The following is a 26150-nucleotide window of genomic DNA, read 5'->3' as shown; positions in this document are numbered from 1 at the left end:
CAGCGGATGGCTTGCTGGAGCGCCTGCGCAAGGCCCGCACAAAGACGATTGTCATGCGCTGGCGCATGTCTGCGACAGAGGTCATCCGCCATGCATGTCCTGAGCCGAAAGGTGATCGCCAGTGTCGATCCGACAAAGGACTGGGGTTGGATCGAGTCTGCCGTTCGGCGTCGACTGTCCGAAGACCGGGGCGTCGTCTGGCATGAGCTGAAAGAGGCGGACGGAACGGGCTGGCGGCTGATGAGCGCGCCCGTCGCCTCTGCGGAAGCGGTCCAGGGCCTGCAGACCTTTTATGAGACGACGATGCGGCTGTCGTCGCAATGGGTGGATTCACCCGCAGCCCTGTTGCGCAGCGACGATGAACTGCTGCTGGTCCTGGCCAGAAACCCGGGCCGCGCCGTCGCACCGGTTCGCGACAACAAGCCTGAGTCCGTGTCCCAGTTCCTGAAGACGGCTGCGGCCGCTGCAGAGGCCTTGGCCCATGTTCACGGCGCAGGGATCCTGCATCGCGCCATAAGGCCGTCCGCCTTGCTGGAAGATGAGGCGGGGGCGGTGACCTTGACGGGCTTTATTCGGGCCGTCGCGCAGGACCGGAAATCCAGCTTTCCGGTCGCCTTCGCCCATGCTCTCGATGATGCGGACATCCTGTACGCTGCGCCGGAACAGGCACGGCGGACCCGGCCGTACAGTGACGAACGCTCCGACCTCTATTCGCTGGGCGTCAGCCTGTACGAACTGCTCACCGGCAGGCCGCCGTTCGAGGCGCGCACGCGCGCCGAGTGGCTGCATGCCCACCTGGCGATCGAGCCAGCGCCGCCCAGCCGGCATCGGTCGGGCGTTCCGGCGGCGTTGGACGCCGTTATTCTCAAGCTGATGGCGAAAGATCCCGCAGATCGACATCGCAGCGCGGACAGTCTGTGCTCGGACCTGCAGCGGACGCTGACGGCGTGGCTGTCCTCTGGCGTATTCACGGCCGTCGACGCCCGTCCGGCCTACCGCGCCCGCGGCGCCGCGCGGCGGCTTTTCGGACGCGGCGACGAGGCTGCGGCCTTGGTGGAGGCCTGGCGGCGCGTTCAAGCCGATGGCGCGTTCGAGATGGTTCTGCTGGCGGGGGCAGGGGGCGCCGGAAAATCCTGTCTGGTCGAGCGGCTTCCGCAGTTTTCGGGCCAGGACAGTCTGAACATGCTGACCGGCAAGGCCGACGCCTTGCAGGAGCAGGCGCCGTTCGCCCTGATGCGGTCCGTCCTCGGCGCTCTGGTCGCTCAGCTTCTGGTCAGCAGCGCCGCCGTATTGAACGAAACCCGTACACGCATTCTCAAGGCCGTCGCCGGGCACGGCCAGCTGATCGTCGATCTTGTTCCTGACGCCAAGATCATTCTCGGCAAGTCTGCGGCCTTGTCGGACTTGCCCCCGGCCGCAGCCAGAGAACGGATCGTGCAGGTCATCCTGGCGGCCTTGTCGGCCTTCGCCAGCGAAGATGCGCCCCTGGTGCTGTTTCTCGACGATCTGCAATGGGCCGATGAAGACTCTCTGGAAGTGTTGAAGGCGGCGGTCGCGGCCCCGCCCGCGCATATGCTGTTGATCGGGGCCTATCGCGACGACGAGGCCGACCGTCTGGCCGCGCCGGGCGGCGTCATTCCCCTCGCCCGTGAGGGGGTGGCGCGACTGACGGAAATCCATCTGGGGCCCTTGAGCCAGGCCACGCTCACGGACCTGGTCGCGGCCGCCCTGGGACGAGACTCCGAGTCCGTCTTCAACCTGGCGGAGATGATCCATGAGCGTACGGCGGGGAATCCGTTCTTCGTGGATCAACTGTTGGGCCGGTTCTTCGACGATCATGTCATCGCCTATGACATCGAGCGCGGGATATGGGCCTGGAACGATGCGGATGTGGCCGCCTACAGCCATGCCGAAGACGTGCTGGAATTCCTGGGCGAGCATTTCGAACAGCTGCCGGCCGAACAGCGAGACATGCTCAGGCTTTTGGCCTGCATCGGGCGACAGGCGGACAAGCAGACTGTCGAACGGCTGGCCGGTAGCGATGCGGCCGAGGTGCGCCGCCGGATACAGCCGCTGATCGACGCCGGGCTCGTGCTTGTCCATCCGGCCCGTTACGTGATCTCGCATGATCGCGTTCTGGAGGCCGCCTACGCCCTGACGCCGCTATCCGAAAGACGTCTGCTGCACGCCCAGATCGCGCGGCTGATGATCGAAATGAACGCCTCGACCACGAGCGAAGGCGCGTTCGAGATCGCCACCCAGATCGAACGCGTGGGCGACGACGTTCCGGCCAGCGACCGGGTCCCGTTCGTGATCGCCCTGCTGGCGGCGGCCCGGGGCGCCAGGACGGCCGCAGCCGTCGTCCGTGCGCTTCAACTGCTGGAGTCCGCCCGGGCCCTGGTCCTTCCGGCGTGGTGGACCCGACACTATGAACTGATGTTCGATCTGCACCTGTTGCAGTGCGAATGCCTGATCGCCGGGGCCATGATCGACGAGGCGGAGGCCAATATCGACGCCCTGCTGCTGCGGGCGGGGCGGCCCCTGGATACGGCCGCCGTTCATCGCCTGAAGGCCATGGTCCTGACCGTGCGGTCCGATTATGTGAAGGCCATCGAGGCGGCCCTTGAGGGGCTGAACCTGTTGGGCGTCGTCCTGGAGCGGCGGCCCGTTCCCGCAGATTACGACACAGCCCTGGGGCCCATCCGGTCGGCCATGGGCGGCCGCCGGCTCGAAGACGTGTCGGGTCTGCCGACGATGGAAGATCCATCGATGCGGATGGCCATGTCCCTGCTGTCGACGCTCATCAGTTCGATGTTCGTCGAGGACGAAATGCGATTCCTACATGTCGCGAAGATGGTGGAACTGACCTTCAAACATGGGCGGACGCCGGATTCCGCCTATGGGTTGGCCTGGTTCGGGGTCATGATCGCCCATCGCTATGACGCCTATCACGAGGGTTTCGCCTATGGTCAGGCCGCGCTCGGGCTGGTTCGACGCCATGGCTACGCCGGGCAACTGACCGCAACCCTGGTGGCGGTCGATCAACTCAGCCCCTGGGTCGAGCCCCTGTCCGACACCCTGGGTCATATCCGCAGCGCGATCGCCGCAGGCCGCTCCGCCGGCGACGTCGGCATGACCTGTTACGCGCGGAACCACCTGGTCTCGGACCTGATCGTGTCGGGCGAACACCTGTCGATCATCGTCGAGGAGGCCGACGAGGCGATCGCCCTGACGCGTCAGGTGGGGTATTCGGACATCGAACATCTGATCGGCGCCCAGAGGCGTTTGGTCCGCGACCTACAGGTTGATCCGGTTCGAACCCCGATCGTCGGCGCCGAACCCCAGATCGTTTCCTATGCGTCGCAGTTCTGGGCTCGGCTTTACGAGGGCATGGGCGCCTATTTCGCCGGGGACTACGCCGACGCCTGCATCAGCCTGGGCGAGGCGGAGGCCCTGCTCTGGACGGTGCCGGCCCACATCGACTCGGCCTACTGCGTCCTGTTCAAGGCCCTGGCCGAGACCGCCGCCGCCGATGCGTCGAACGCTTCCGCCGTCGTGGCTCGGGTGCGCCCGCTTCTGGATCGACTGGCGACCTGGGCGGCGCTCAATCCGCTGACCTTCACCAACAAGCAGCGCCTTGTCGAGGCTCAGATCGCCTATCTGGAGGGCGATTCGCTTCTCGCCCTGCGGCGGTTCGACGAGTCGATCGTCGCGGCGGTCGCGGCCGGGTTCGTCCATGAAGAGGCTATCGCGCGCGAACGGGCGGCCGGCTGTTACGAAGCCCTGGGGTTTGCGGCGGCGGCGCAGCATCAACTGAACGCCGCCCATGACGCCTATGTCCGGTGGGGCGCGGCGGGCAAGGCGAGGCGGCTGGCGCAGATCCACCCCCGTCTCGCAGGACAGTCCCGAACCGAAAGAGACGCCGATGGACCTGGCCACGCCATCCTTGATCTCGACGTCATCACACGCGTCTCCCAGACCCTGTCGGAAGAGATCCCGCTGGACCGCGTGATCGAGACCCTGATGTCGAACATCATCATCCACGCCGGGGCGGACCACGGCGTCCTGGTGCTGCTAAGAGGGCCGGACCCCGTGGTCCAGGCCGAGGGCAGGGTGGTCGAGGGCGACGTGGTGATGACGACGGCGACGACGACCCCGACGAACCGCCAGGTCCCCGCCGCCATCCTGAACGAGGTGATGCGGACCTGGAAGCCCAAGGTCATCGACGACGCCAGGCTGGAGTGGAGGCGTCAGGTTCGCACCCCCATGGAGACGACGGCCCGCTCTGTCCTCGCCTTGCCGCTGCTCAGCCGGGGGGCCCTGATCGGCATGATCTATCTGGAGAACCACCTGGCCCCAGGCGTATTCACGCCCGAGCGCACGACGATGACGCAGATCCTGGCGTCTCAGGCGGCGGTGTCGATCGAGATGGCGCGGCTGTATTCGGAATTGCTGACGGAAAACGTCAACCGCACCGATATCGAATTCGCGCTTCGAAAGGCGCGGGTCGAACTGGCCCAAACCTCGCACCTGACCGTCATGGGGGAACTCGCCGCCTCCATCAGCCACGAAATCAACCAGCCGCTGGCCAGCATACTGGCCCTGTCCAGTGCAGGCGTGCGCTGGTTGCAGCGAAGCGCGCCGGACGTCGGCGAAGCATTGGAGACCTTTCACGAGCTGGAAGTCGCCGCGAACCGGGCCGCAGGCATCGTCAGCTCGCTGCGGTCCCTGGCCAAACAGACTCCGCCGGCCCTGACGTCCCTGTCCATCTACCAGATCGTCGAGGACGTGTTGCGCATCACGGCCGGGGACGTCGAGGCGAACAAGGTGGTGGTCGAGGCGCGTCTGCACTGCGCACAGCATACGGTCCACGGCGACCCGATCCAGTTGCAGCAGGTCGTCCTGAACCTGATCACCAATGCCATCGACGCCATGGAGGCGACGCCGATCTCCGAACGACGGCTGACAGTCGGATCGGCGCTCGAAGACGGGTACGTGAAGATTTCCGTGGGGGACGCCGGCAAGGGACTGCCCCAGGGCGACGCCGAACGGATTTTCGGGGCCATGTTCACGACCAAGGAAAAGGGCATGGGAATGGGGTTGGCGATCTGTCGCTCGATCATCCAGTCTCACGGCGGTCAGATCGGGGCCGTACAACGCGAGCGGGGAACCGAGCTGTGGTTCACGCTCCCCTTGCGCCCGAACTGACGGCGAGAGGAGATCGGCAACTCGCGGGATGATCGGGCGGCTTAAGCGACGCCTGGTTCCGATGCGCGAGTGCGTTAGGGCTTCGATAATACCGCGCGACTGCCAACCAATCTTACCCGAATGGGTATGTCGTATTTGTTTGTCTGCAAGTACTCCTGTGTACGGATGCCGCAGGCCGTACCTCGTTTGCGATTTTTGAGGCGTGACACGCAAATCGGAGGCTCGGCGGAGGCGCCCGTCTTGGCGATGGGCCGGGAGATTTCATGAAGGCGCTCCTGCTCGCTTTGATGGCGGTCCTAGCGGTGTCGGGTGCGGCGCGCGCTGACGGCGAGCCGCTGTCGATCTCGCAGTTCCACCATTCGCGATGGGATGTGATGGAGGGCGGGCCTTCGCTGGCGATCGCCGTCAGCCAGGCGCCGGACGGGTTTCTCTGGATCGTCTCCGCAGACGGCCTCAGCCGATTTGACGGCGTGGGGTTCGACTCCTTCACCAGCCGCCAGAACCCGGACGCCGCGGCAGCCATCCGGTCGCTGCTGACGACCCGGTCAGGCGCAGTCTGGGTCGGCTTGGGCGAGTTCGGCGGGGTCTGGACGCTGCGCGACGGCGAGCTTGTCGACACCCATATGCCCGACCCGCCCATCCAGGTCACCAATCTGGCAGAGGATCATGACGGCGTGATCTGGGCGGCGACGGCCCGGCTGGACGGGCCGTTGCAACGCTACGTCAACGGACGCTGGTCTGAACTCGACCCGTCGTGGGGCCTGCCTGAGGGGTGGGTGTTCGATCTTTTGGTGACCAGGGACGGCGCGCTCTGGGTCGCCATGATGGACCGGATCCTCGTGCTTCCAAGGGGCGCCAAACGCTTCGTCGAAACGTCTGCAGCCGTGGTGGCGGGGGCTGGTCTGGCCGAAGATTCAAACGGCAGGGTCTGGTTGGCGGACCGCAGCGGGGTGCGACGTCTGCCGGACTATCTGGACGGCGCAAAGGAGACGCGCGCAGAACCCGCCTACGCCGTTTCCGGCATAGGCCGCGCCCGTATCCGTTTCGCGCCCGACGGCAGCCTGTGGGGCGCGACGCGTGGAGACGGAATTTTCCGCATCCAGTCGCCGGACCGATCGGGAACGCTCAGCCGATACCGGGCGGCGGACGGGCTGGGCAGCGACAGCGCATCGGACGTCATGGTGGACCGGGAGGGCACGGTCTGGGTCGCGGCCGGAAGTCTGGACAGTTTCGTGTCCACGGGCCTGGTCAGGGAGGCCGAGATCCCGTCTTCGCCCGCCGGCTATAGGATGATGGTCGACGATCTGGGGCGGGTCTATGTCACCTACGAGAACGGGGTCTCCATCATCCGCCCGGGGCGCGCGCCCGAACCCCTGGGCGCGGCGGATTTCGAGGGGCTTTGCTCAGGGCGAAACGGGGCGGTCTGGGTATCGACGCGTGATCGGCTGCGCAGGGTCGTGGATGGCCGATACGGCATGTCCGTGCCGGTCGAATTGGAAACCGTGAGCTGCGGCGAGGACCGGGAGGGAAGGCTCTGGCGCATCGACTCGTCGCGTACCCTCAAGGTCTGGGAGGACGATCAATGGCGCGACATGACGGATCGGCTGCCGGTGGGAAAAGACCTGCCCTGGAGCATCGTTATGGATCGTCGGGGCGACCCCATCATCCTTATGGACCGCCGCTACCTAGTGAAGTTCGACGGGCTGCGGCCCCAGGTCCTGAGTAACGCCGCCCTGGGCGTGGGGCCGTTCATCAACTCGGTGCAGGATGGACCGAGCGGCCTGATCGTGGCGGGGACCAAGGGGCTGGCGCGCATTCGTCCGGGACAGATCCAGCGCCTGAATGTCCGTGATCATCCCTGGCTGAACTATGTGTCCTCGATTTCGTGGGGGACGAACGGCGTCGTCTGGATCATGTCGCGCGCCGGTCTGGTGCGGCTGTCCGCAGCGGATCTGGACAGGGCGTTCGATCTGCCGGGCCTGTCGATTCCGCATGTCGCCCGGCGCGGGCTGCCGGGTCTGCAAGGGGGGCGTCGGTTGATTGACGGCCTGACAGCGGCGCTGGGGGGCGACGGACGCTTCTGGTTCATCACGACCGGCGGCCTGATGCAGGTCGAGCCTCAGGGGTTGACGATGAACCGGCTGGCCCCGCCGGTGGTCATCCGCAATGTGACGGCCAGAGGCGTGTCCTATGACGCCAGCAAGCCGGTCGTGCTGCCCGAGGGCACGCGGAATCTGACCATAAACTATTCGGCCCTGAGCCTTCGCATGCCCCGGCTCGTTCGTTTTCGTTACCGGCTGGAAGGTGTTGACAGGACCTGGGTCGAGGCCGGTACTCGGCGCGAGGCCATCTATACGAACCTGGGGCCGGGCAAGCATCGCTTTCAGGTCATCGCCGCCAACGAAGACGGCGTCTGGAACACGGTCGGCGCGGGCGTCGAGGTGGAGATTCCCAACACCTTCACCCAGACCTGGATGTTCTACGCCCTCTGTGGACTTGGGCTCGCCGGCCTGTTCTGGGTGGTGGTCAATCTGCGGATGAGGGTCGTGGCCGGCCGTATCCGTTCGAAGATGACCGAACGGCTGGCGGAACGCGAACGCATCGCCCGCGAGCTTCACGACACGCTGCTGCAGGGGGTTCAGGGTCTGATCCTGCGGTTGCAGGTGCTCGTCGAGGACTTCCCGCGCCAGGCGCCGGTGCGAACCGCCCTGGAGACGGCGCTGGACGACGCCGACGAAATCGTGGGCGAGGCGCGCGAGCGGGTGCAGAACCTGCGACTGGTGCGGACCGAAGGCGATCTGGACACGGCGCTTCGCAAGCTCGTGGATTTCCGCAACGCCACCCATCAGGGGCCGATCACAATCGTGACGGAAGGCGCGCCCTATCCTCTGAATCCCATCGTCTGCGACGAGATCCTTCAGATCGTGAGCGAAGCCCTGTTCAACGCCCACCGCCACGCCCAGGCTTCGGAAATTCGAGTGGAGGTGGGTTACGCGCGGTCCGAGTTGATCGTGGCTGTCGCTGACGACGGCGTGGGGATCCCGGCCGATGTCCTGAGCCATGGCCGCGCCGGCCATTTTGGTCTCAGCGGCATGCGCGAGCGGGCGCGGACCATCGGGGCTCGGCTGGCGGTCGAAGCCGGGGCCGACGGCGGGACGACGGTCACGGTGCGAATACGCGTGCGCGGGGCCTATTTCGCACGGCTTCTGAAAGCTTTCCCGCTCTGGCTGCGGACCCCTCATGACTGAGCCCTCCCATATCCGTATTCTGGTCGCCGACGATCATCCCATGATGCGTGAAGGCATTGTGGGCCTGTTGGGGCGGCAGTCCGACATGTCGGTTGTCGGGGAGGCGCGCGACGGGCGCGAAGCCATCGACCTGTTCGAGCGGCTGAGACCGGACCTCACCCTGATGGACATCCAGATGCCCGAGCTCACGGGTCTGGAGGCCATAAGGCACATCCGCGCCCTCGATCCGCAGGCGGCCATCGTCGTGCTGACGACCTATCCCGGCGACGCCCTGGCCGTTCAGGCGCTGCAGGCGGGCGCGAGCGGCTATCTGTTGAAGAACTGCATCCGGCGCGATCTTCTAACGACGGTGCGGGACGTGGTGGCGGGACGCCGCGTCATCGCCCCCGAAGTGGCGCAGCAGATCGCGCTCTACTCGGCCGGCGACCGCCTGACCGAGCGAGAGATCGCCATTTTGAAGGACATATCCGAAGGACGGGCAAACAAGGAGATCGCGCGTCGTCTGAACGTCTCCGTGGATACGGTGAAGGCGGACATGAAGCGGATCTTCTCTAAACTGGATGTCACGGACCGGACGCGCGCCGTCATCGTCGCCATCCAGCGTGGGTCTCTCTGCATCTAGGGGGCCGGCGGCCGGTTGCAGGACCCGGTCAAGACAGCGGAATCCGATACGAGGCGGCCTAGCGCCCCTTGGTCAGGCTGCGGACCTGAAGCCCGGTCGCCAGGACGGCCGCTGCGGCCCCCAGCACGACCACGCCGGTCCAGCCGAACCGCGTCCAAGCCACTGTGGCCAGTGCCGATCCGGCCGCCCCGCCTAGGAACATCGACCCCATGAACAGGGTGTTCAGCCGACCGCGCGCCTCGGGCCGCAGGGCGTAGACGACGTGCTGGTTCGAGACCAGGGCGCTCTGCACCGCGAAGTCCAGCAGGATCACCCCCACCACCAGCCCGGCGATGGAGGTCCAGGCGCCAAACAGGATCCAGGACGCCAGGGTCAGCAGCGCGCCCAGGGCGATCACCTGGTGCGGGCCGCGCCTGTCTGCGATCCGCCCCGCGATGGGGGCGGCGACGATGCCCACGGCCCCGACCACGCCGAACAGGCCCGCCGCATCGGCTCCCAGATCATAGCGCGGCTCCTGCAGATGCAGGGCCAGTATCGTCCAGAAGGCGGCGAAGGCGCCGAACAGCAGGGCCTGGGTCGCAGCGGCCAGCCGCAGGGTCGGAAACTCGCGCCACAGATCGACCAGGGTGCGCAGCAGGGCGGGATAGGACAGGCGGCTGTCGGGACGGCTGGTCGGCAGGGCGACGGCCATAAGACCTCCGGCGATCAGGGCCAGGGGCGCGCCCAGCCAGAACATCTCGCGCCAGCCGGCGTGGGCGCCGACGAAGCCCGCCAGGGTCCGGCTCAGCAGTATGCCGCATAGGACGCCGGACATGACCACGCCCACGGTCGCGCCCCGCTTCTCGGGCGAGGCCAGGTGGGCGGCGAAGGGCACGATCTGCTGGGCCACCGTGGCGACGATCCCGACCACCAGAGACGCCACGATCACTAGGGCCGCGCCCGGCGCCACCGCCGTCGCCGCCAGGGCCAGGGCCAGGACCAGGAACTGGCCGACGATCAGCCGCTTGCGCTCGACCAGATCGCCCAGCGGCAACAGCAGGAACAGGCCCAGGGCGTAACCCAGCTGCGTCACCGTCGGCACGAATCGGGTCGCCTCGCCCGGCAGGTCGCGCTCCATCAGACCCAGCATCGGCTGGTTATAATAGATGTTGGCCACGGCGATCCCGGCGGCTGCGGCCATAGCGAACATCAGGCCCAGTCCCAGGCCGGTGGAGGCTTCGGGGGCTGTGGAAGCGGATCGGGTTTCAGCGGTCATCGGAACGTCTTTCTGCACCTCGAACGATCCGCCCTTGTCGCCCGGATGGTCCGACCGGGTCTTGTACCGGCGTGTCGTGAGACGCCCGCCCCCGCTGCGATCTAGAGGTTGGTCCGGGCCAGTTCGATCACCTCGTCGCCCCGTCCGTTCATGATCGCCTTCAGCATGAACAGGCTGAAGCCCTTGGCCTGTTCCAGCTTGATCTTGGGCGGGATGACCAGTTCCTGGCCGGCCGTGACCACGTCGATCAGCACCGGGCCGGGGTGGGCCAGGGCCTGGGCGACGACATCCTCCAGCTGGTCGGAGTCTTCGACGCGGAAGCCCTTGATCCCCATGGCCGTCGCCATGGCGGCGAAGTCCGGGTTGTTCAGATCCGTGCCGGTGTCCAGGAAGCCGCCGGCCTTCATCTCCATGGCCACGAAGCCCAGCGAGCCGTTGTTGAAGACGATCACCTTCAGCGGCAGGTCCAGCTGCGACAGGCTGATGAAGTCGCCCATCATCATGGTGAAACCCCCGTCGCCGGACAGGGAGATCACCTGCCGCCCCGGCGCGGCCGCCTGGGCGCCGATCCCTTGCAGCATCGCATTGGCCATGGAGCCGTGGCTGAAGGATCCCAGCAAGCGACGCCGCCCGTTCATCTTCAGGTACCGCGCCGCCCAGACGGTGGGGGTGCCGACGTCGGCGGTGAAGATCGCATCGTCGGACGCCCGCCGGCTGACGACCTCGGCCAGATACTGCGGATGGATGGGGCGGCCCTTCGCGGACGGCCGCGCCAGATCATCCAGACCCGCGCGGGCCGACTGATAGTGTTTGCGCGCGGCCTCCAGGAAACGCGACGACCGATCCGGCTTCAGCTGCGGCAACAGGGCGGCGACGGTTTCGGCCACGTCCCCGACCACGCCTTGGGCCAGATGGGCGCGCTTGCCCAGGCTGGACGGGTCATGGTCGATCTGGATGATCCTGGCGTCCGACGGATAGAAGTTGCGATAGGGAAAGTCGGTGCCCAGCATCACCAGGGCGTCGCAGTTCATCAGGGCGTGATAGCCGGACGAAAAGCCGATCAGGCCGGTCATGCCCACGTCATAGGGATTGTCCCATTCGACATGCTCCTTGCCGCGCAGGGCATGGACGACCGGCGCCTGAAGCGCCTCGGCCAGGGCCAGCACCTGATCATGGGCGCCGGCGCAGCCGCTGCCCGCCAGTATGGCGACCTTGTCGGCTCCGTTCAGCAGTTCGGCGGCCCGGGCCACGTCGGCGACGGCGGGGCTGATGCGTGGCTTGCCGGGCGGGGTCCAGTCGGGCGAGGCCTCCTCCGGCGCTTGGGCCAGGGCCACATCGCCAGGCAGCACGATCACCGCCACCCCGCCCTTGCCGACGGCGGTGTTCAGGGCGCGCGCCAGGACGCCCGGCATCTGGGCTGGATTGGACACCATTTCGCAGAAATCGCTGCACTCGCGGAACAGCTCCTGCGGATGGGTCTCCTGGAAATAGCCCAGGCCGATCTCGGAGGAGGGGATGTGGGCGGCGATGGCCAGGACCGGCGTGCGGTTGCGGTGGCAGTCGAACAGGCCGTTGATCAGATGCAGGTTTCCCGGCCCGCAACTGCCGGCGCAGACCGCCAGCTCGCCGGTGATCGCGGCCTCGGCTCCGGCGGCGAAGGCGGCCGTCTCCTCATGGCGGACATGCATCCATTCGATCTGGCCGAAGCGTCGAAGACTGTCGTTCAGCCCGTTCAGACTGTCGCCGGTAACGCCCCAGATCCGGCTTACGCCGGCTGAAGCCAGGGTCTTGGCCAGCAAGTCGGCAACCGTCATCGACATGAACTTGTCCTTGTGAAGTTTGCGCTCAAGGTGAGGGAAGGAACCCACCGCGTCTTGTCTGGAAATGCGTCAAGGCGTAGCCGGTTCGAACGACGGCGAAGACACCCGATCACACTTGGCGCCAACGCCTTTCGGCTGGCCGCATTCTACGATCAGGCCTCAACGCCGTCGGCGTGGGCAAAGGCCGTCCAGTGGTCCCGGCGGCGCAGGTTGAAAAGACACCCGGCCAGGCCGCGACTCCTCGCGCGGCCCGTGATGCAAAGCCCAGGGCCTGAGGCCAGGCTCTCCACCGCGCCGATCCACGGGTCTGCCAGCGGAGTCACCCAATACCTGCGTAAACTGGCAAGCTGTTCTCGCCACCGACGCCAGCTATCGCGTGAGGCGGGAGTGAACCGCAGCGTTCGTTGTCGGCGGCAATCTCTTCGGCACACCTATTCAACGGATCGGCGCTTAGGTGACATAACTATAGGCGTAAGGTCGACACCGAACGGCGGCGGGCCGGCGGATAGTCTCCGTGTCGCGCTTCTGGTCCGGGATTCGGGACTAAGGGAAGAAGCCCTGCTGCAGGGACAGGACGGCGCCGCCGAGCGATACGGCGTCGGCCGGGGCTTCGGCCTCGATCACGACCGGAAGCGGTCTGGGGCGCTGAGGGCGATCGGTCGTTGATTGGGGAGCCATGGTGAGCAATCCTCGGACTGGCCGCTTGAAATCGCCGCAGCGCTTGGCGCGCCTCCTGGAGGCGGTGTAGCCGGTGGCGAACCTGTATCGGATACGCCCGTGACCGACCCATCAACGCTTCTGAAACACTATGACGACCCCAAGGCGCGGCTGGCCGATCTGGTGGTGCACCTGACGGGTCTGGCGCTCGCTCTCGTCGGGGGCGGGATGCTGCTGGGTCTGGCGATCGGGTTCGGCCATGTGGGCCGCCTGGCGGCCTCGGCCATCTACGCAGGCGGGTTGTTGACGATGCTCGCGCTTTCGACGGCCTATAATTTCGCGCCCGCGCGGTTTCAGCCGGTGCTGCGGCGCTTCGACCATGCGGGGATATTCCTCATGATCGCAGGCTCCTACACGCCATTCACCACCCAACATCTGACGGGGGCCTGGGCGTGGGGGATGACGGCGGCGGTCTGGGCCACGGCGCTGTTCGGCGCCTTGGCCAAGTTGCTGCTGCCGGGCCTGGGGCGCGGTTTCTGGATCGCGATCTACCTGGCCCTGGGCTGGCTCATGGTGATCGCGGTGCAGCCGTTGATGGAGAGCCTCGGGATCGCGCCGCTGATCCTGCTGGCGGTCGGCGGCCTGCTGTATTCGATCGGGGTCGGCTTCTATGCGCGCAAGGCGCTCCGGTTCCGACGGACCATCTGGCACGGCCACGTGGTGGCCGCCGCCGCCGTTCACTGGGTGGCGGTGCTGCTGGCCGTGATCGCCTGAGTGCGGCGCGGCCATCGCGCGGGCTTGCGTCAGCCCTGAGTTCGGACTGGAACTGGGGCGGGAAGCGTCCCGGAGCCGTCGTCAATGATGTCGGCGATCTCGGCTTGGCCAAAGGCCTTCTGGCGATGTTCCGCTGGGACGTGGGCGCCGCGCCGAACGCCCGGCTCGAAGTCGTCGAGGGCGTATGACCGAACAGGCCTCGCCCGCTCGAACGTCTGCTGTGTGACTTTCGGAACAGCGATGACGGCTTCCGGTTACGGGTTCCATCACCCCCAGCAGGACCCTCTCAATGTTCATTCACAACAAGCGCCTGATGTACACGGTGCGCGTCGCCGAGCCGAACCCCGGCCTGGCGACGCTCATGCTCGAGCAATTCGGCGGTCCGCAGGGCGAGCTGGCGGCGGCGATGCGCTATTTCACGCAGGCGCTGGCTGAAGAGGACGCCGGCCGCAAGGACATGCTGCTCGACATCGCCACCGAGGAGCTTAGCCACCTGGAGGTGATCGGTTCGATCGTCGCCATGCTGAACCGCGGCGCTAAGGGGAAGATGGCCGAGGCGGCGCTGGAGGAGGCGGATCTGTACATGTCCCTGAACGATCGGGGCGAGAGCCACACGACCTCCATCCTGTACGGTGGCGCGCCGGCGCTGGTGAACTCGGCGGGCGTGCCGTGGACGGCGGCCTATATCGACTCGATCGGCGATCCGGCTTGCGACCTGCGGTCGAACATCGCCGCCGAGTCCCGCGCCAAGATCGTTTACGAGCGCCTGATCAACGTCACCGACGATCCGGGCGTCAAGGATGCGCTGATGTTCCTGATGACCCGCGAGGTCGCGCACCAGAAGTCATTCGAAAAGGCGCTCTACGCCATCGATCCCAACTTCCCCCCCGGCAAGATCGGCGGCGTGCCTGAGTTCAGCGACAAATACTATGACCTGTCGCAGGGCGAGGGGAATACACGCGGTCCCTGGAACGAGGGCGAGCAGTGGGAGTATGTCGAGGATCAGGAGAACCAGACGGCTGTCGACGGCGGCGACGGTTCGGCCTCGGTCGTCCTCGAGTCCGCCGACGAGTCGTCCGTGAACGCCTTCGCGCTGCGAACCGCGTCGGATCCGGACGCGAACCCCGTCACCGGCGCCGACTTGGGCGCAGGGCCAGGCGCCGGCAAGACCACCGTCCTCCTCGACTGATCCCCTCGAACCGCCGGGCGTCCATGCCGCATTATCATTTTCACATGTTGAATGGACGCCCATTCCGGGACCTCGACGGCGAGGATCTGACGGACGAGGCCGCCGCCCGTCGAATGACGTTGACGATCATGGGCGAGGTGCTGCGGGACGGCGAGATCGACATCCGGGGCGCGGGTCCGTTCCGCATTCTCTGCACGGACACCGCCGGGGCTGTCGTCACCGGGCTGATCGCCAAAAGAGATGTCGGCGAAGGCTGTGTCCCAGATGCGGGCGCAAATGAACGTCGAGGCCGTGCAAGACTAGCCTTGGAAGGATGTCCAACTCCGGACGCCGTCACGCCGTCCTCCCTGGCTGTCGAGGACACGCCACTCGGGGAGCGTCGCGCCCCGATCCGACGTAGATGAAGCAGAAGGAGGGTGGCGTACCGAAGCTCCTTCATAGGCAACCCCGAGCGCGTGTTCGACGAAGTGCATCCGCTATGTGACGACCGCTGACCCTCAACGTTCAGACCGCGGATACGTTACGCGCCAGTGGCGTGATTTTGTACGGTCTGATCGAAAAGCTGAGCCGCAGGGATGCTCTGACGCCTGAAGAGGCGGCGGCGCTTCGTGAGGTGCTGGGGCCGCTGCAACGCGTCGCCGCCGGGACCGACATCGTCCGGGAGGCGCGTGGCCGGAGCACAGCACTCTGCTCACCAGCGGCTTCACGGCTCGCTATTCGACCCTCGCGGATGGCGGACGGCAGATCACCGAACTGAACGTCAGCGGCGACTTTGTCGATCTGCATAGCTTCATGATGAAGCAGATGGACCATGGCGTCGTCGCCTTGACGGAGTGCGTGATCGCCTCTGGCGGAGTTCGATCCCGCCTTCCTGCGGCTTCAGCACGAGCCTCTCTGAGAGCCAGATCGCCGCCACCGCCTTACGGCGTCGGGGCGGGCTGTCAGAGACTGGATGTTTCGGGGCGTCGTTTACCTATGTGAATGCGCCGGCCGAAACGGAGGCGCAGGAAAGAGCATGCCCCAAGAACAATCCTCCGCTTTTGCGCCCGACTGTTTGGCAGAGGCTTGCGCGCCTGCGCGCCAACGGCCGGCCTCGGCCGCGTCGGGTCTGACGACCGAAACCCTGCGCCTGTGGAAAGCCTTCGCGCCCTTGACGCCCGAGCGACGTCGTTGGGCGCTGTCGGTGGGCGTCGTCGAGCCCCGCCGCGCGGGCGACTTCCACCTCGGGGCGGGGGAGGTGGCGGTGATCGTTTCCGGCTGCCTGGCCACCGAGGCGGCGGGGTCGGACCTGTCGGCCGAAGTCCTGGGACCGGGGCACGTGGTGGCGACCGGGACCGGCCGCTCCGTCGCCGGTCAGTGGATCACCGACGGGGAAATCTATCGGGTTGCTTTGGCCGATTGGCTTGATCGGGCAGGGGAGGCAGGGATGCTCCACCTGTTGAACGCAGAGGACCGCAGACGAGCCAGGCTGGAACGCCGTCTCGTCTGCGTCGGCCGACATCTCGCCGCCGCTCGCGTCGCGGACCTTCTGCTGTCCATTAACCGCGCGGCCCCACGCCAGGACATCCTGCTGTCGCAGGAGCGTATCGGCGACATGCTCGGGCTCCGTCGCTCCACGGTGAACGGCTCGTGCCGGGCGCTCGAGGGCGCCGGGGGAGCGCGCACCGGGCGGGGGAAGATCCGGATCCTGGATGCCTGCGGCCTGACGAAGGCCGCCTGCGGGTGTCACGCTGCCCCGTGAGACTCGGCGGGCGGTCTCCCGGCATCGGCAGTGCTTCTGGGCGGCTTCTAGAGCGGCGGGCGAACCGCTCATCTCCACCGCATAGCGCCTCCCATCGGCCGGCCGTTCCCTGTGTGCGGTGTTGGACACCCTCAGCGCCACGCGTCGTCGTCGAGCGGGTCATGACCGGCAACGGCCCGGCCTACAGCGCCAGGCTGTTCGCTAACACCCTTGGCAGGTCGGCGCCGGCCAAGAACCCGGCCTGCGCGCTTCCGCCATCAAACCTGGACCGACGACTAGAACCTGCGCCGACCATGTTTCGGCGTCAGAGGCGTCCACAGTGGTGACGCGCGTGAAATACCTCCCTGGACATGACGCCTGGTCGCGGGTGGGTTGCGGGGCTTGAGCCGTCCGTGTCCGCGGCCGACGCATAAACATCTTCATAGTTCTTGCAGGTATGTATTTCAGTATGGCGAAGCGGCCTGAAAGCCATTAGATTCCGCTCCATGGATTCGACTGAGATCTCCCCGCCGCACAGCCCCGGCGCCCTGCGCGCCCTCCGTATCAATGATCCCGCGCCGGACTTCATCGCGCGCACGACCCAGGGGGAGAAACGGCTCAGCGACTATCGCGGGCGGTGGCTGGTGCTGTTTTCGCACCCGGCTGACTTCACGCCGGTCTGCACCAGCGAGTTCATCGCCCTGGCCAGGCGGGCCGACGCCTTCGAGGCTCTGGGCTGCGACTTGATGGCCCTGTCGGTCGACAGCCTCTATTCCCACCTGGCCTGGCTGAAGGACATCTATCGCCGCTTCGGCGTGAAGGTGGCCTTCCCGATCATCGAGGATCCGTCCATGGCCATCGGTCACGCCTTCGGCATGGTGGATGCGGGCTCCAGCGACAGCGCGACTGTGCGGGCGAGCTTCGTCATCGATCCGGACGGAATCGTGCGGGCGGTCAGCTGGTATCCGATGAACATCGGCCGTTCGGTCGATGAACTGCTGCGGCTGGTGACGGCGCTGCAAACCGCCGACCGCGAGCAGGCGTCGACTCCGGCCGGATGGTCGCCCGGCGAGCCCCTGCTGGAGCCGGCCGCCACCACTCTGGATGCGGCCCTGGCACACGGCGACGGTGATGCGCCCTGGTATTATCGCGAGCGCGGCGCATGAGCGACGACCAGGCTGCGGCCATGGGACGGCTGAAGGACAAGGCGCCCCAGGCCGCCGAACTGTTGCGTCAGTTGGCCAACGCGAATCGGCTGCTGATCCTCTGCCACATCGCCGCAGAGGAGCGATCGGTCGGGCAGCTTGAGGCGGATCTGGGCATCAAGCAGCCGGCTCTGTCGCAACAGTTGGCGGAGCTGCGCCAGTACGGCCTGGTCAAGACCCGGCGGCAGTCGCGGTCGATCTATTATTCGATCGCCGACGATCGGGCTCAGGCGGTCATGGGCATGTTGTACGAAATCTTCTGCGGCGACGGCGAGGCGATCGCCGCCCGCGCCCAGCACCCTGCCGGGGCTTCGGTGCGGACGGCCGATGCGTCCGCCCGGCCGCGCGGCGACGCCGCCCAGTTCGCACGCGTCACTCCGGTCGCCCGTCGTTAGGGCAGGCGGAGGGGACCGGGGTCCTTTCGTCTAGTCAGGGCTCCGTGGGCGGCCGAAACGGTCGCAGAGGATGTCGACGAGTTGACGAACCTCGTCGTCGGCGAGGCTGTAATAGATGGTTGAGCAGTCGCGCCGCGTCTTCACCAGCCCGCCCTCGCGCAGCCGCCTCAGATTCTGAGAGACGCCGGACTGGGATGGGCCGCACAGCGCCACGAGTTGTCCGACCGACCGCTCCTCCTGCGTCAGATGACACAGCAGGAGCAGGCGATGCTCATTGGCCAGCAGCTTCAGCACTGCGGCGGCTTCGTGGGCGTGTCTGGCCAGATCCGCCACGGGGGCTCGGTGCGGCGTCATCGGGTCGCGGGTTTTCCGTCATCCCGCAGCACCACATAGATAGCCGGAATGACCAGGACGGTCAGCAGGGTCGAGGAGGCCAGACCGAACAACAGCGAGATCGCCAGGCCCTGGAAGATCGGATCGGTCAGGATCACCGCCGCCCCGATCATGGCCGCCAGGGCGGTCAGAAGGATCGGCTTGAACCGGATGGCCCCCGCCTCGATCAGGACGTCGCGCAACGGTTTTTCGGGCGAGGCCGTGTGCCGGATGAAATCCACCAGCAGGATCGAGTTGCGCACGATGATGCCCGCCAGGGCGATGAAGCCGATCATCGAGGTCGCCGTGAAGGGCGCGCCGAACAGCATGTGGCCGATGACGATGCCGATCAAGGTCAGGGGGATCGGGGTCAATATGACCAGGGGCAGTTTGAAACTGTGGAACTGGGCCACCACCAGCACATAAATCCCCAGCAGGGCGACCATGAAGGCGGCGCCCATGTCGCGGAAAGTGACCCAGGTGATTTCCCACTCGCCGTCCCACAGCAGGGTGGGAACGGATTCATCCTCCGGCTGGCCATTGAGGCGGACGGCCGGCTTTTGCAGGCCCAGCGCGTCCCAGTCATGGGCCTCGATGGCGCGATTGACCGCCAGCATGCCGTAGATGGGGGCCTCGTATTCGCCGGCCAGTTCGGCGGTCACCATGTCGAGCGGTCGGCCGTCGCGACGGAAGACGGCGTGACTGCCCGCTTCGCGGCGGCCGTCAACGACCTCGCCCAGTTCGATCAGGCGCGGTCCCGTCGGCCCGGTCGTCACCGCCACCGGCGTCGTGGCCAGGGTGCGGCTCCAGCTGCGCGCCGATTGCGGCAGGGCGACGGTAATCGGCAGGGGCGAACGGCCGTCGCCGCGCGGGGCGTAGCCGACCGTGGATCCGACCAGGATCGCGCCGATGGAATCCTGCAACTCGCGTTCAGACAGGCCGTAATAGTCCAGACGATCCCGCACGGGGACCAGCCGCAGTCGGGGCCGTTCCTGGCCGAAACTGTTGTCGACATCGACGATATAGGGAACGGAACGGAACAGTTTTTCGACCTCGAGCGCGGTCTTGCGCCGGGCCTCCGCATCGGGGCCGTAGATTTCGGCCAGAAGGGTCGCCAGCACGGGCGGGCCGGGCGGCGTCTCCACCACCTTGATCGACGCCCCTGCGGGCAGGCCCAGGGTCTTCAGCTTGTCGCGCAGATCCAGCGCGATGGCGTGGCTGGACCGGCTACGCTCATCCTTGGGCAGCAGGGAGATCATCAGATCGCCCATCTCGGGCCGGTCGCGCAGGAAATAGTGCCGCACCAGACCGTTGAAGTTGAACGGCGCCGAAGCCCCCGCATAGGCCTCCATGGCGTCCGCCTCGGGCAGGGTGCGAATCTGAGCCGCCGCCTCGTCGAGGGTGCGCGAGGTCGCTTCCAGACTGGTCCCTTCGGGCATATCGACCACCACCTGGATCTCCGACTTGTTGTCGAAGGGCAGCAGTTTCACCGTCACCGCCTTGAAGTAGAACATCGAACAGGCGACCAGGGTGGCGACGCCGACACCGATCAGGAAGTTGCGGGCCGAGGACCGGTTGTCGATCACGCGATGGGCCACGCGGGCGTAGAGCCGGCCCAGCTTGCCCCCGCCGTCTTCATGGGCGTGATCATGCTGGCCGTGCGCCAGGGTCTTTCTCGCAAACCGGATCATCAGCCACGGCGCGATCACCACCGCGACGAAGAAGGAGAAGATCATCGCCACCGAGGCGTTGACCGGGATGGGCGCCATATAGGGACCCATCAGACCTGAAACGAACAGCATGGGCAGCAGGGCCGCCACGACGGTCAGGGTCGCCACGACGGTGGGATTGCCGACCTCGGCCACCGCCTCCACGGCCGCCTCCGTTCGGCTACGCCCGTCGCGCATCCCCCAGTGACGGGCGATGTTCTCGATCATGACGATGGCGTCATCGACCAGGATGCCGATGGAGAAGATGAGGGCGAACAGGCTGACGCGGTTAATCGTGTAGCCCATCACATAGGAGGCGAAGAGGGTCAGAAGGATGGTGGTGGGGATGACCACGGCGGTGACGGCGGCCTCGCGCCAGCCGATGGCGAAGCCGATCAGCACGACGATCGACACGGTCGCCAGGGCCAGGTGGAACAGCAGCTCATTGGCTTTTTCGTTCGCGGTCTCGCCATAGTCGCGGCTGACGGCGACCTCGACGCCCTCGGGAATCAGCTTGCCTTCCAGGTTTTCCACGCGCTGATGCACGGCCTCGGACACTACCACCGCATTGGCGCCGGCGCGCTTGGCGATGGCGATGCTGACGGCGGGTGTGCTGGCCCACTGACCGTCATGTCGGGCCCAGCGCCATACGCGAGCCTGATCCTCGCGCGGTCCCTGGGCCACGTCCGCGACATCGCGCAGATAGACCGGCGCGCCGGTGACGGAGCGGACGGTCAGCAGGCCGATTTCCTGGGCTGACGACAGGGTGCGGCCCGAGGTGACGGCGACCGCTTGGCCGTCCTCGCGGACATTGCCGACCGGAAAGCTGCGATTGGCCTGAGACGCCGCCTCGATGACACGGCCCAGCGGCACGCCATACTGATTCAGCTTTGCGGGATCAGGGGCGATGCGAATCTCATCGGGCCGGCCGCCGGTGACGAAGGTCAGGCCCACATCATCGACCTTGGCGATTTCGGTGCGCAGCTTGTGCGCCAGGTCATAGAGGGCCTGATCGGTCCACTGGCCCGCCGCGCCCGGCTTGGGGGTCAGGGTCAGGACGATGGCCGGCACGTCGTCGATACCGCGCACTGTCACCTTGGGATCGGGGACGCCGACCGGAATCCGGTCCTGGTTGGCGCGCAGCTTTTCTTCGATCCGTATGGCGGCGTCCTCCGGGTTTGACCCCACCAGGAAGCGCGCCGTCACCAGCACCCCATTGTCTTCGGCCTGGGTGTAGACGTGCTCGACCCCGTTCACGCTCTTGACGATGGTCTCGAGTGGAATCCCGATCAGTTCGACCGCATCGGGGGCCGCCAGACCGGGCGCCGCCACCTGGATGTCGACCATGGGCACGCTGATCTGCGGCTCTTCCTCGCGCGGGATCGAGAACAGGGCCAGCAGGCCGACGGCGATGGCCGCCAGCAGGAACAGGGGCGTCAGCGGCGAGGTGATGGTGAAGCGCGTCAGGCGCCCGGAAAGGCCCAGTTTCATCCTTGCGTCCTCGTCGCAACCAGCCTGTCGCCGGCCTTGACGCCGCTCAGGATTTCGACCGTTTCAGGGTCGTTCGTAGGCGCCGTCTGAACCGGGACGGCGCTGGATTTCCGGTCAGGCGACATCACCTCCACATAGTCCAGGCCGTAGCGCGTCGTGACGAAACGCCGGGGTGCGGTCAGGGCCTGACGTTGGCCGATCTCGATCGAGGCGGCGACCCTGCGGCCGACCAGTTCGGTGGTCAGGCCCGGAACGGTCGCGTCGATCTGAATTCGGCCGCCGACGATGGCGGGATAGACCTGCGTCACCAGTCCCTGGCGCGCCTCAACCGGCAGGTCGTCCGACGTCAGAAGGACGCGCGCGCCGGGCTTGACCTGGCCGGCGAGGGATTCGGGCAGTTCGAGACGAAGCACGGGCGGCCCTGCGGTGATGGTCGCGACGGACATTCCGGGGCTGACCACGGATCCGGCCGTGACCTCGACCTTCAGCACCCGGCCGGCGGCCGGCGCCAGGATCGCGCCCTGGCCGGCCATGCTGGCGCTGGCGCCGCGTTCGGCGCGGGCGGCGGCGGCCTGGGCGTCGGCTGCGCGCGATGCCGCGACGGCCTGGTCCAGGCGCGCCTTGGCGTAGACATTGTGGTCATACAGGTCCTGGATCCGTCCCAGGTCGGCGCGGGCGCGCGTCGCCTCGGCCTCGGCGGCGGCGACCTGGGCGCCATAGGCGCGAGTCTCGAAACCGATCCGGTCATCGACGACCCGTCCGATCTGCTGGCCGCGGCTCACCATATCGCCCTCGCGCACCGACAGGACGACGAGGACGCCGGAGATGCGCGCCCGGGCTTGCGACTGGTCGCGGGTGGTGATCTCGCCCGCCACCGTCTTGGTGTCGGCGAGGAGGTTCGAGGCCAGGACGAGTTGTTCGCCGGCGGGCGCCGCCTTGGCGGTCGGCTCGCGCTTCTCATCTGCGCCGCCGCACGCCGACAGCGTCAGCGCGGCCGCAGCCATCAGGGTCCACATCTTCATCGCCGTCGTCCTTCCACCATCCCCGCCGATCAATCGCACGTCAGCCGCGCTCGACCGGAAGGCCCGCCGACTTCCATGCGCCGAGTCCGCCGGCCAGATGCGTATCAATCGCGGCCTGGGCCTTGGCGCAGCGCTCCAGCGCCATGCCCGACCGCTTTCCGCCCGCGCATTGCAGGACGACCGTCTTTCCGTCCGCCTGGGGAAGGCGGGCGGGGTCGAAGGACGACAGCGGCAGGTTGACGGCGCCGGCGATATGCTCGGCGGCGAACTCTCCCGGCTCACGCACATCCACCAGCATCACCTGACCCTGGGCGAGCATGGCTTTCAGATCGACCGGGCCGATCTCCCGATGGGCCTTGGGCTTTCCAAATCCGAACATTTTCAACCTCCATGGACCCGCCGACCGCGGTGTCATACTTTTATTATTGTATATATCATGTAATTATTATATTCGGTCAAGCCACATAAGGGCAATGGAAACGCCTGCGGGAGGGAAACATGGCCAAGCCCAAGATTGTGATTATCGGCGCCGGACTGGGGGGCGCCATCGCCGCCTACGAGATAAGAGCGGCCGTCAAGGGTCGCGCCGAGGTGATGATGATCGCCGAGTCCGAGACCTATTCTTTCGTTCCTTCAAACCCTTGGGTCGCGGTTCGCTGGCGCGAGCCGGAGGAGATCCAGGTTCATCTGCCGCCCATTTTCGCCCGCAAGAAGATCGGCTTCACTGCGGTGGGGGCGAACCGGCTCCACGCTGCGGAAAAACGCGTCGAACTGAACAACGGCGACAGTGTCGATTACGATTATCTTGTAATTGCGACAGGCCCCGACCTGGCCTTCGATGAAATCGAGGGGCTGGGTCCCGATGGCTATACGGTCTCGATCTGCCAGACGGCCCATGCGTCCCATGCCGCGACGATGTTCGACGCCTTCGTCGAGGCGCCCGGCCCCATCGTCGTCGGCGCGGTCCAAGGCGCGTCCTGCTATGGCCCCGCCTATGAGTTCGCCTTGATCCTGGATACCGAGCTGCGGCGACGCAAGATCCGGGACCGGGCGCCGATGACCTTCGTCACCGCCGAACCCTATATCGGCCACCTTGGCCTGGACGGCGTCGGGGACACCAAGTCCCTGATGGAAAGCAAGCTGCGTGAGCGGCACATCAAATGGATTACCAACGCCCGTGTCGCCAAGGTCGAGCCGGGCCTGATGCACGTCGAAGAGATCGCCGACGACGGCGCCGTCGCCAAGACCCATCAACTGCCCTTCGGCTATTCGATGATGCTGCCGGCGTTCCGAGGCGTGCCTGCGGTGCGCGACATCGCGGGCCTGACCAATCCGCGCGGCTTCATCCTGATCGACAAGCACCAGCGCAATCCCGCCTTCCCTGAGATTTTCGCTCTGGGCGTCTGTGTCGCCATCGCCCCGACCGGGCCGACGCCGGTCCCGGTGGGCGTGCCCAAGACTGGCTTCATGATCGAGAGCATGGTCACCGCCGTCGCCGCCAATATAGCCGCCCTGATCGCCGGCGAGACGCCCGAGGCCGAGGCGACCTGGAACGCCGTCTGTCTGGCGGACTTCGGCGACGGCGGCGTCGCCTTCGTGGCCCAGCCGCAAATTCCGCCGCGCAACGTCAACTGGGCCGCCAGCGGCAAATGGGTCCACCTGGCCAAGGTCGGCTTCGAGAAATATTTCCTGCGCAAGGTGCGCAGGGGCGAAAGCGAACCCTCCTACGAGCGGCTGGCGATGCACATCATGGGCATCCGCAAGCTTCGCATGTGACCCCTCCCTCTAGATCTGGAGCCTACCGATGAACCTTGATCGTGCTGTTGTGATCTTCGCCGGATGCGTCGTGCTGGCGGGCGTGGGCCTGTCCTACGCCGTCCATCCCTGGTGGATCGCCCTGACCGTCTTCGCGGGGCTGAACATGATCCAGTCCGGTTTCACCGGCTTCTGCCCGGCGGCCATGGTGTTCAAGGCCCTGGGCCTGCGTCCGGGAAACGCCTTCCGATGAGCCTGCGCCGCGCTGCGCCCTGGGCCTTGGCTCTGTTCCTGGCCACGCCGGGCCTGGCCCAGGCGACGACGCTGGACGAGGCCATCGCCGCCGCGCTCGCCCACGCGCCCGAGATCGCCGCCGCCGATGCCGAGGGCGACGCCGCGAAGGGCCGATTGCAGCAGGCGCAATCGGCCCGCGCCCCGTCGCTAAGCCTCAGCGGCACGGTCGGCCAGGGCCGGCTGGACCCGAAGGAATTCTTCGGCCTGGGCGCGGCGGACGTCACGCCGCGGGCGGCCCAGTTGACGCTGGAACAGCCCCTGTTCACCGGCGGTCGCGCGGCGGCCGGGATCGCCCGCGCCCGCGCCGGCATGGCGGCGGCCGACGCCGGCGGCGACGCCGTTCAAGGGCAGGTCGTCCTGGCGGTGGTTCAGGCCTACGGCGATATGCTCGCCGCCAGCGAAGTGTTGAGGCTGTATCGCGAGCTGGCGGCCCAGACGGTGGAAATCGAGCGACAGGCCCGTGAGCGCTTCCGGACCGGCGAAACCCCCAGCACCGACGTCGCCCAGGCCGCGTCACGCGCCGCCGAGGCCCGCGCCGACCTGGCCCGCGCGGAGGGCATGCAGGCTTCCGCCCGCGCCCGTTACCGCAATCTGACCGACCTTGAGTCGGTTGATCTGCAACCGATTCCACCCAATCCGCCTCTGCCCGGCTCACTCGACGATGCGATGGCGATCGCCATGGGCGGCAGCCCCGCCCTGCGTCAGGCGCGGGCCAATCTTGAGGCGGCCGAGGCCGCCGCCCGCGCCGCGCGCGGCGAACGCCTGCCGACCGTCAGCGCCTTCGTCGAGGCGGGTTCGGTTCGTGACCAGTTCTTTCCCGACTATCGCGCCGACAGCGCGACCGTGGGAATCCGCGGCCGCTGGACCCTGTTCAGCGGCGGCCTGACGTCCGGCAAGATCGCCGAGACCAGCGCCGATGTCCGCGCCGCCTCCGCCCGGCTGCGCGCCGCCCGCATGGGCCTGGAGGAACAGGTTCTCGCCGCCTGGCAGGACATCCACACCGCCGAACTGGTGGCGAAGGCGTCCGACGAACAGAGCGCGGCCGCAGTCCAGGCCCTGACCAGCGTCCGGCATGAAGTCCGCGTCGGCCTGAAACCTCAGATCGACCTGCTGAACGCCGAGCGCGAAGCCACGGCCGCCGCCGCTGCCGCCACCCAGGCCAAGACCGCCCGGATCGTCGCCGCCTATCGCCTGAAGAGCCTGATCGGATCAGCCTTGGGTTAGGGGGCGACAGGGCTCCGACGGATGGTGGTCCTGGAGGCGTTTCGACGGGCGGCGCGTCGGATCGCGAAGCCCGAGTTCTGCAAGACGGTTCATGCCGGGTGCTTTTCCCGCTTCTGCGAACGTGTCTGCTGGACGAAGAGGGCGAGTGTTCCTATGATCCGCTCCGGCCGCAGGCTATTTTTCTGCGGGA

Annotated in this window: 19 protein-coding genes; 12 read left to right on the top strand and 7 right to left on the bottom strand. The window is 66.9% G+C overall.

Annotated elements, in window-relative coordinates; translation table 11 throughout:
- The first annotated feature begins 90 nt into the window (after positions 1-90).
- The 3 genes from GGR11_RS05880 (at position 91) to GGR11_RS05870 (ending at position 9078) form a co-directional block, all read left to right on the top strand.
- Positions 91-5208 carry an ATP-binding sensor histidine kinase gene (locus GGR11_RS05880; protein WP_183195805.1) on the top strand — a complete coding sequence of 1706 codons (5118 nt, stop codon included), beginning with the start codon at positions 91-93 and terminating at the stop codon, positions 5206-5208.
- Positions 5209-5471: 263 nt separating this feature from the next.
- Positions 5472-8456 carry a sensor histidine kinase gene (locus tag GGR11_RS05875; protein ID WP_183195804.1) on the top strand — a complete coding sequence of 995 codons (2985 nt, stop codon included), beginning with the start codon at positions 5472-5474 and terminating at the stop codon, positions 8454-8456.
- Positions 8449-9078 (top strand): response regulator, encoded by a 630-nt coding sequence (locus GGR11_RS05870; protein ID WP_183195803.1) that lies wholly within the window; start codon positions 8449-8451, stop codon positions 9076-9078. The genes GGR11_RS05875 and GGR11_RS05870 overlap by 8 nt, the downstream gene beginning before the upstream one ends.
- A gap of 58 nt (positions 9079-9136) precedes the next feature.
- Here the strand turns inward: GGR11_RS05870 and GGR11_RS05865 are convergent, their stop codons facing one another.
- From GGR11_RS05865 to GGR11_RS16870, 3 genes are all read right to left on the bottom strand, one after another.
- Complete coding sequence (locus tag GGR11_RS05865; RefSeq protein WP_183195802.1) at positions 9137-10333, bottom strand: MFS transporter; 1197 nt, start codon at positions 10331-10333, stop codon at positions 9137-9139.
- A gap of 101 nt (positions 10334-10434) precedes the next feature.
- On the bottom strand, positions 10435-12153 hold the full coding sequence (gene poxB / locus GGR11_RS05860) for a ubiquinone-dependent pyruvate dehydrogenase (protein ID WP_183195801.1): 1719 nt from the start codon (positions 12151-12153) through the stop codon (positions 10435-10437).
- A 543-nt stretch (positions 12154-12696) separates the two neighbouring features.
- The gene (locus GGR11_RS16870; protein WP_281380139.1) at positions 12697-12831 is read right to left on the bottom strand and encodes a hypothetical protein; all 135 of its coding nucleotides are present in this window, start codon (positions 12829-12831) and stop codon (positions 12697-12699) included.
- Positions 12832-12930: 99 nt separating this feature from the next.
- Here GGR11_RS16870 and trhA point away from each other — a divergent pair, with 99 nt between their 5' ends.
- The 6 genes from trhA (at position 12931) to GGR11_RS05830 (ending at position 18093) form a co-directional block, all read left to right on the top strand.
- Positions 12931-13584: a PAQR family membrane homeostasis protein TrhA gene (trhA, locus tag GGR11_RS05855; protein ID WP_343051090.1), complete on the top strand. Its 654-nt coding sequence runs from the start codon at positions 12931-12933 to the stop codon at positions 13582-13584.
- 289 nt (positions 13585-13873) lie between these two features.
- A complete protein-coding gene (locus GGR11_RS05850; protein WP_183195800.1) occupies positions 13874-14773 on the top strand; it encodes a manganese catalase family protein in 900 nt (299 codons plus the stop codon).
- Between the two features lie 23 nt (positions 14774-14796).
- Entirely contained in the window at positions 14797-15177 is a 381-nt protein-coding gene (locus tag GGR11_RS05845) for a DUF6894 family protein (protein WP_183195799.1), read from the top strand.
- Positions 15178-15788: 611 nt separating this feature from the next.
- Entirely contained in the window at positions 15789-16514 is a 726-nt protein-coding gene (locus GGR11_RS05840; protein WP_183195798.1) for a Crp/Fnr family transcriptional regulator, read from the top strand.
- A 485-nt stretch (positions 16515-16999) separates the two neighbouring features.
- On the top strand, positions 17000-17659 hold the full coding sequence (locus tag GGR11_RS05835; RefSeq protein WP_183195797.1) for a peroxiredoxin: 660 nt from the start codon (positions 17000-17002) through the stop codon (positions 17657-17659).
- Complete coding sequence (locus GGR11_RS05830) at positions 17656-18093, top strand: ArsR/SmtB family transcription factor (protein ID WP_183195796.1); 438 nt, start codon at positions 17656-17658, stop codon at positions 18091-18093. The genes GGR11_RS05835 and GGR11_RS05830 overlap by 4 nt, the downstream gene beginning before the upstream one ends.
- Before the next feature lie 30 nt (positions 18094-18123).
- Here GGR11_RS05830 and GGR11_RS05825 read toward each other — a convergent pair whose 3' ends face one another.
- Genes GGR11_RS05825 through GGR11_RS05810 form a run of 4 tightly spaced genes read right to left on the bottom strand, consistent with a single transcriptional unit; the run spans position 18124 to position 23066 of the window.
- Positions 18124-18426 carry an ArsR/SmtB family transcription factor gene (locus GGR11_RS05825; protein WP_343051088.1) on the bottom strand — a complete coding sequence of 101 codons (303 nt, stop codon included), beginning with the start codon at positions 18424-18426 and terminating at the stop codon, positions 18124-18126.
- A gap of 17 nt (positions 18427-18443) precedes the next feature.
- A complete protein-coding gene (locus GGR11_RS05820) occupies positions 18444-21665 on the bottom strand; it encodes an efflux RND transporter permease subunit (protein ID WP_183195794.1) in 3222 nt (1073 codons plus the stop codon).
- Positions 21662-22687: an efflux RND transporter periplasmic adaptor subunit gene (locus GGR11_RS05815; protein ID WP_183195793.1), complete on the bottom strand. Its 1026-nt coding sequence runs from the start codon at positions 22685-22687 to the stop codon at positions 21662-21664. Before GGR11_RS05815 ends, GGR11_RS05820 begins: the two co-directional genes overlap by 4 nt.
- Before the next feature lie 40 nt (positions 22688-22727).
- Positions 22728-23066, bottom strand: a complete 339-nt coding sequence (locus tag GGR11_RS05810; RefSeq protein WP_183195792.1) for a rhodanese-like domain-containing protein — start codon at positions 23064-23066, stop codon at positions 22728-22730.
- A gap of 119 nt (positions 23067-23185) precedes the next feature.
- On the opposite strand from GGR11_RS05810, the gene GGR11_RS05805 reads away from it, so the two are divergent.
- From GGR11_RS05805 to GGR11_RS05795, 3 genes are read left to right on the top strand one after another with little or no spacing between them, the layout of a single operon-like run.
- Entirely contained in the window at positions 23186-24463 is a 1278-nt protein-coding gene (locus GGR11_RS05805; protein ID WP_183195791.1) for an NAD(P)/FAD-dependent oxidoreductase, read from the top strand.
- Between the two features lie 28 nt (positions 24464-24491).
- Positions 24492-24695, top strand: a complete 204-nt coding sequence (locus GGR11_RS05800) for a YgaP family membrane protein (RefSeq protein WP_183195790.1) — start codon at positions 24492-24494, stop codon at positions 24693-24695.
- A complete protein-coding gene (locus tag GGR11_RS05795; RefSeq protein WP_183195789.1) occupies positions 24692-25960 on the top strand; it encodes a TolC family protein in 1269 nt (422 codons plus the stop codon). The genes GGR11_RS05800 and GGR11_RS05795 overlap by 4 nt, the downstream gene beginning before the upstream one ends.
- The last annotated feature ends 190 nt before the right edge of the window (positions 25961-26150 follow it).

Origin of the sequence: Brevundimonas mediterranea (assembly GCF_014196125.1) — a bacterium.
Classification (GTDB): Bacteria; Pseudomonadota; Alphaproteobacteria; order Caulobacterales; family Caulobacteraceae; genus Brevundimonas; species Brevundimonas mediterranea.
The sequence above is the reverse complement of the archived record's forward strand: the minus strand, read 5'-3'. Positions and strand labels throughout refer to the sequence as shown.